5 protein-coding genes are annotated in these 6,441 nt (G+C 39.1%); all 5 read left to right on the top strand.

What is annotated here, in order from left to right; genetic code table 11:
• The coding region (locus GMD4S_RS11285; RefSeq protein WP_000300074.1) for a helix-hairpin-helix domain-containing protein at positions 1-207 on the top strand (207 nt) is incomplete at its 5' end.
• Positions 208-485: 278 nt separating this feature from the next.
• The gene (locus GMD4S_RS11280) at positions 486-1,052 is read left to right on the top strand and encodes a GNAT family N-acetyltransferase (protein WP_000196179.1); all 567 of its coding nucleotides are present in this window, start codon (positions 486-488) and stop codon (positions 1,050-1,052) included.
• On the top strand, positions 1,045-2,745 hold the full coding sequence (locus GMD4S_RS11275; RefSeq protein WP_001088062.1) for a hypothetical protein: 1,701 nt from the start codon (positions 1,045-1,047) through the stop codon (positions 2,743-2,745). Before GMD4S_RS11280 ends, GMD4S_RS11275 begins: the two co-directional genes overlap by 8 nt.
• 20 nt (positions 2,746-2,765) lie before the next feature.
• Positions 2,766-5,417 (top strand): valine--tRNA ligase, encoded by a 2,652-nt coding sequence (locus GMD4S_RS11270; RefSeq protein ID WP_000032179.1) that lies wholly within the window; start codon positions 2,766-2,768, stop codon positions 5,415-5,417.
• A 74-nt stretch (positions 5,418-5,491) separates the two neighbouring features.
• The coding region (locus GMD4S_RS11265) for a DEAD/DEAH box helicase family protein (protein WP_001114050.1) at positions 5,492-6,441 on the top strand (950 nt) is incomplete at its 3' end.

Raw genomic sequence — 6,441 nt, 5'->3', positions numbered from 1 at the left:
CAAGCTCAAAAAGTAGCCAATTCAGTAGAAGATTTCGCAGCTACTTTGGGTGGCCTCTCAGTAGATCGTGCTAAGACTTTCTATGATGAGGGGATCAAGTCGGCTGCTGACTTTAAAAACTGGACTGAAAAAGAACTCCTTGCCTTGAAGGGAATCGGCCCAGCTACCATTAAGAAATTAAAAGAGCACGGAATCAGCTTCAAGTAATCTTTCTTGCCCCTTGCATTTCCGAGAAAAACTTGCTACAATAGAGCCATTAGAGGTGTTTTGGATCCCACATTTTACAGAAAGTGGCGGTGCTGAGAAGTCCACAAATGTGTCAAAACTGGTTGCTGATGGATGAAAAATGAAATAATATTGTCTTTTTATTTATAAAGACGAGAGTTGCGGGCCTTGCCCGAAATTGGGTGGTACCGCGGATAAACACATTCGTCCCTGTCATGGATATGGCAGGGGCGATTTTTTGTAGAAAGCGAGGTAGAAGGATGACAAGAGCAGAGTTGCCAGAACGTTTAGAAACCGAACGGCTAGTCTTACGAGTCCGTACCGTGGCTGATGTTGTGGATATCTTTGACTATGCCAGTAGGTCAGAAGTTTCCTATCCAGCAGGCTTTCCGCCCGTCAAGAGCTTGGAAGATGAGATTTATTATCTGGAGCATACCCTTCCCGAGCGCAATGAAAAGGACAATCTCCCAGCTGGTTACGGCATAGTGGTTAAAGGGACCGATACTATTATCGGCTCTGTTGATTTCCCTCGTCGTCATGAGGATGATGTCTTGGAGATTGGCTATATCTTACATCCAGACTATTGGGGTCTAGGTTATGTTCCAGAAACTGCGAGTACCTTGATTGATTTAGCTTTTAAAGAACTTGGTCTTCACAAGATTGAGCTGACTTGTTTTGGCTACAATGTCCAAAGTCAACGAGTCGCAGAGAAACTTGGCTTTACCTTAGAAGCTCGCATAAGAGACCGCAAAGATGCCCAAGGCAACCGCTGTGACAGTCTGATATATGGCTTGCTGAAGAGTGAGTGGGAGGTGAAAAATGAATAGTCAGATTATTGAGCTCGATAAAGATACTCTAAAGTATATGTTGGATGCTAGTGGAGGTTTTGACGAAAATAATGAGATTTTTAAATTTTTGCTAACAATTTTTGCTTCAAGTGTATCAGAGAATACCCAAAATGAATTGCCAAATCTATTTTCAAAATTCAAACGTCCTTCTCTTCAAACTAAGGCAAATCAAATTATTGGGCAAAATTTGGATGAACTACATTTTTTAGAGTTAGATATACCAAAAACTTTTACATTGAGCAACAGTGGCATTAAACAATTAATCAATTGTGTTAGAAAAGAAATCATGATGAAAATAAGAAACAGTCTATCGTTATATGATAGGAGTTACATGATTATTCAGATGAGTTTGTTAGCAAGCGTGTTAAGTAAAATTACAATGTATTTAAATACAGATTTTATCCAAGAAGAACGTGATTGCATTGATTTTCTTATTAAGCAGTTTAATAGAATAAACACATACACTTTTTTTGATCCCAGAGTGTTTTTAGGAGAATTAAAAACATGTTTAGAGTTGATTGTTAATGAACTTTTAACAATGGAATTATTGGAAGATAGTCAATTTCAGAAAATTCCGTCTATAAATTTTCAAGCTATGTTTGATTTGTTCGGATTATCTTTTTCAATAATTCAGTTAGATAGTTATATCGATGTTTTACCTTTTCTAAAAGAACAAGAAAGAGATGAAATTCAATTCACCAGAGGAGAAGGAATTGTATTTCCAAGCCGAATATTTGAACAATTTTCTAAATATATTAGCGAAACGAGAGATGAGATAGTTATAATTGGAGATAAAAAAATTGATATTATTATGAGATACCTTGAAAAAGTTAAAAAGGTGTCGCCTTCAATTTTAGAAAAATATTTGAGTGTAACGGATGATGAAAGAGCTTTTAAGCTGGGTAATAACTATGTTAGTGTTGCTGAAAGAGACTTACTTGTTAATGATTTAGCTTTAAATCAGAGAATATCTGTAGATACTGCTAAATTGATTATTGAAAATTTAACTCTCAATAATCAAGAGTTTTATAGAAATAAAATTGAAAGTTTAGTAGGTGAACCAAATAAAAGAATGTTTCGTTCCCCTTTAATAAACTTTTCGAATTTCGATGTAGTTCCAGTCTTTTCATTTTTGGAATCTGCTAAATATTTTCCATACAGAATATTACGAACAGATATTTTATATAAAAAAAATGGACAAGAATGGACACGATTAATTAAAGAAAATTTTGACGAGCGTTTATTGCCCAAACTCAAAGATATAGCTTTAAAAATTGATGTTAATGCTAGGACTAATTATTATTTAAATCAATCAAAACATAAAGAAATAAAAAATTTAATAAAATCAAAGAAATTAATGGGAGAAATTGACTTATTCTTTGTATATAATTCTACTTTATATATTTACGATTTAAAAAATTATGGTTTAGCAAGAAATATGAGGCAATGTAAAAGCATTATTAATACTTCAATCTATAAAGAGTTTTCAAAACTACGAAAATTGAAGACCGAGATTGAGGCACATAAGGAACTATTCGAGGCAGAGTTTGGTAGGTTCATTCATATAGAAATTGGAATAGTTACTGTCAATACGACGCCCTATAAATATTTTAAGAATGGTAGAGTTATATCTATGCCAGAACTGCAAATAAATCATAAACTATTGATTTAAATATATTAAGGAGCAAACACATGTCTAAAGAACTTTCACCTAAATACAATCCAGCCGAGGTTGAGGCTGGTCGTTACCAAAAATGGCTTGATGAAGATGTTTTCAAGCCTTCAGGCGATAAAAAGGCTAAGCCATACTCTATCGTGATTCCACCACCAAACGTAACTGGGAAACTTCACCTTGGTCACGCTTGGGATACAACTTTGCAAGATATCATTATCCGTCAAAAACGTATGCAAGGTTTCGACACGCTTTGGCTTCCAGGGATGGACCACGCGGGGATTGCGACTCAGGCTAAGGTTGAGGAGCGCTTGCGTGGCGAGGGCATCAGCCGTTACGACCTTGGTCGTGAAAAATTCCTTGATAAAGTCTGGGAATGGAAAGACGAGTATGCGACGACTATCAAGGAACAATGGGGCAAGATGGGGCTTTCTGTAGACTACTCTCGCGAGCGTTTCACCCTTGACGAAGGTTTGTCAAAAGCTGTTCGCAAGGTCTTTGTGGAGCTTTACAAGAAAGGATGGATTTACCGTGGTGAATTTATCATCAACTGGGACCCAGCAGCTCGTACAGCCCTTTCGGATATCGAGGTGATTCACAAGGATGTGGAAGGTGCCTTCTACCACATGAACTACATGCTAGAAGACGGTTCACGTGCCCTTGAAGTTGCGACAACTCGTCCTGAGACCATGTTTGGGGACGTTGCGGTTGCAGTCAATCCAGAAGACCCACGCTACAAGGACTTGATTGGTAAAAACGTCATCCTTCCAATCGCTAATAAATTGATTCCAATCGTTGGAGATGAGCACGCTGATCCAGAGTTTGGTACTGGTGTCGTGAAAATCACACCTGCCCATGATCCAAACGACTTCTTGGTTGGTCAACGACACAACTTGCCACAAGTCAACGTCATGAACGACGATGGAACCATGAATGACTTGGCCTTCGAATTTGCAGGTATGGATCGTTTTGAAGCTCGTAAGGCAGTCGTTGCTAAGTTGGAAGAAATTGGTGCCCTCGTCAAAATCGAAAAACGTGTCCACAGTGTTGGTCACTCAGAGCGTACAGGTGTTGTGGTTGAGCCACGCTTGTCTACGCAATGGTTCGTCAAGATGGATCAATTGGCGAAAAATGCCATTGCCAACCAAGACACAGACGACAAGGTAGAATTCTACCCACCTCGTTTCAACGATACCTTCCTCCAATGGATGGAAAATGTCCATGACTGGGTAATCTCACGTCAGCTCTGGTGGGGTCACCAAATCCCTGCTTGGTACAATGCTGAGGGTGAAATGTATGTTGGGGAAGAAGCTCCAGAAGGCGACGGATGGACTCAGGATGAAGACGTCTTGGATACGTGGTTTAGTTCTGCCCTTTGGCCATTCTCAACCATGGGCTGGCCTGATGTCGACTCTGAAGACTTCAAACGTTACTTCCCAACTTCAACCTTGGTTACAGGTTACGACATCATCTTCTTCTGGGTATCTCGTATGATCTTCCAATCCTTGGAATTCACTGGCCGTCAGCCATTCCAAAACGTCCTTATCCACGGTCTTATCCGTGACGAGCAAGGACGTAAGATGTCTAAATCTCTTGGTAACGGGATTGACCCAATGGATGTTATCGAGAAATACGGTGCCGATGCCCTTCGTTGGTTCCTTTCAAACGGTTCTGCACCAGGGCAAGACGTGCGCTTCTCTTACGAGAAAATGGATGCTTCATGGAACTTCATTAACAAAATTTGGAACATCTCTCGCTACATCCTCATGAACAATGAAGGCTTGACTCTTGACCAAGCAACTGCCAATGTCGAAAAAGTTGTTAACAAGGAAGCTGGAAATGTCACTGACCGCTGGATTCTGCACAACCTCAATGAAACCATCGGCAAAGTCACTGAAAACTTTGATAAGTTTGAGTTTGGTGTTGCTGGACACATCCTCTACAACTTTATCTGGGATGAGTTTGCGGACTGGTATGTTGAGTTGACCAAGGAAGTCCTTTATAGCGATAACGAAGATGAAAAAGTCATCACACGTTCTGTTCTCCTTTACACATTGGACAAGATCCTTCGTCTCCTTCACCCAATCATGCCATTCGTGACAGAGGAAATCTTTGGACAAATCTCAGAAGGCTCTATCGTTACAGCGGAATACCCAACTGTCAATCCAGCCTTTGAAGACCTTGCGGCTCACACAGGTGTGGAAAGTCTTAAAGACTTGATCCGTGCTGTTCGTAATGCGCGTGCAGAAGTAAACGTCGCTCCAAGCAAGCCAATCACCATTCTTGTTAAGACAAGCGATAGCGACTTGGAAGCTTTCTTTAACAGCAATGTCAACTACATCAAACGCTTCACAAATCCAGAGCGCTTGGAAATCGCATCAACCATCCCTGCACCTGAACTCGCTATGTCAAGCGTCATCACAGGAGCAGAAATCTACTTGCCACTGGCAGACCTCCTCAATGTCGAAGAAGAACTGGCTCGTCTCGACAAGGAACTGGCTAAATGGCAAAAAGAACTGGATATGGTCGGTAAGAAACTCTCTAACGAACGCTTCGTAGCCAATGCTAAACCAGAAGTCGTTCAAAAAGAACGCGACAAACAAGCTGACTATCAAGCCAAATACGATGCGACCGTAGCACGTATTGATGAGATGAAGAAGTTGGTGAAATAAACATAGAAACACGGTGGTAAGCCGTGTTTTTTTGGTATAATGAAAATATTAAAACAATAGAAAAGAGAAGGTCTATGCCAGAAGGCGTCACTTTATTTCAAGATACCTTGATCAAATCTTTAAAGTTTGGATTTATTGATAATATTAAATTTCAAGAAGGGGGATACTCTCCTCAAATTTTAATTAATGACCCAGAGTCCAAGCGATATGTATTGAAGGATATTCAAGAAGAATTATCAAAATGCCAAGCCTTTTATATTTCGGTAGCATTTATTACCCAATCAGGAATTGCTCTGATAAAATCCCAATTATCAGATTTAATGGATAAAGGAATAAAAGGTAAAATTCTTATATCTCCTTATCTTGATTTTAATGATCCGGTTGCCATGCAAGAATTACTCAAGTTGAAAAATGTTGAAGTTCGACTTACTCCAGAGAGTCTGCAGATGCACGCTAAGTTTTATCTTTTTGAACATCAGGGGAAACAGGTTCTTATTTCTGGAAGTTCAAATTTAACTCATAATGCATTGAAAATCAATTACGAGTGGAATATTAAGTTGACATCAACTTACAATGGAGAGTTAATTCAAGCTACTAAAAAAGAGTTTGAAAAAATTTGGGAAAAGTCGGATGTTTTAACTACAGAAAAGATTGATTCTTACGCTAGAAAGCGTCAGAAAACAATTCGAGTGGACCAGATTCGAGAAGAGGAAATAGCAGAATATCAGGTTACAAGTATTGAACCTAATAAGATGCAAAATGAAGCACTGAAAGGTCTGCAGGCTATTCGCGATTCAGGGAAAAAGAAAGCTTTAGTTATCAGTGCTACAGGGACAGGAAAAACATATTTATCAGCTTTTGATGTTCAACAATTTGAGCCGAAAAGAATGCTCTTTATCGTTCATAGGGAGCAAATTCTTCAAAAGTCTTTAAAGGATTTTCAAAAGGTTTTACAGTTCCCGGAATCAGAAGGTTTGATTTATCATTCTGGTGCTGATTTGACAAATAAGAAATACATTTTTGC

The sequence above is a fragment of the Streptococcus sp. GMD4S genome (assembly GCF_000296955.1).
This window is presented reverse-complemented; position numbering and strand designations above follow the sequence as displayed.

Coding starts and splice junctions, on each gene's coding strand:
- GMD4S_RS11280 (WP_000196179.1), top strand. CDS start 486: ATGACAAGAGCAGAGTTGCCAGAACGTTTAGAAACCGAACGGCTAGTC.
- GMD4S_RS11275 (WP_001088062.1), top strand. CDS start 1,045: ATGAATAGTCAGATTATTGAGCTCGATAAAGATACTCTAAAGTATATG.
- GMD4S_RS11270 (WP_000032179.1), top strand. CDS start 2,766: ATGTCTAAAGAACTTTCACCTAAATACAATCCAGCCGAGGTTGAGGCT.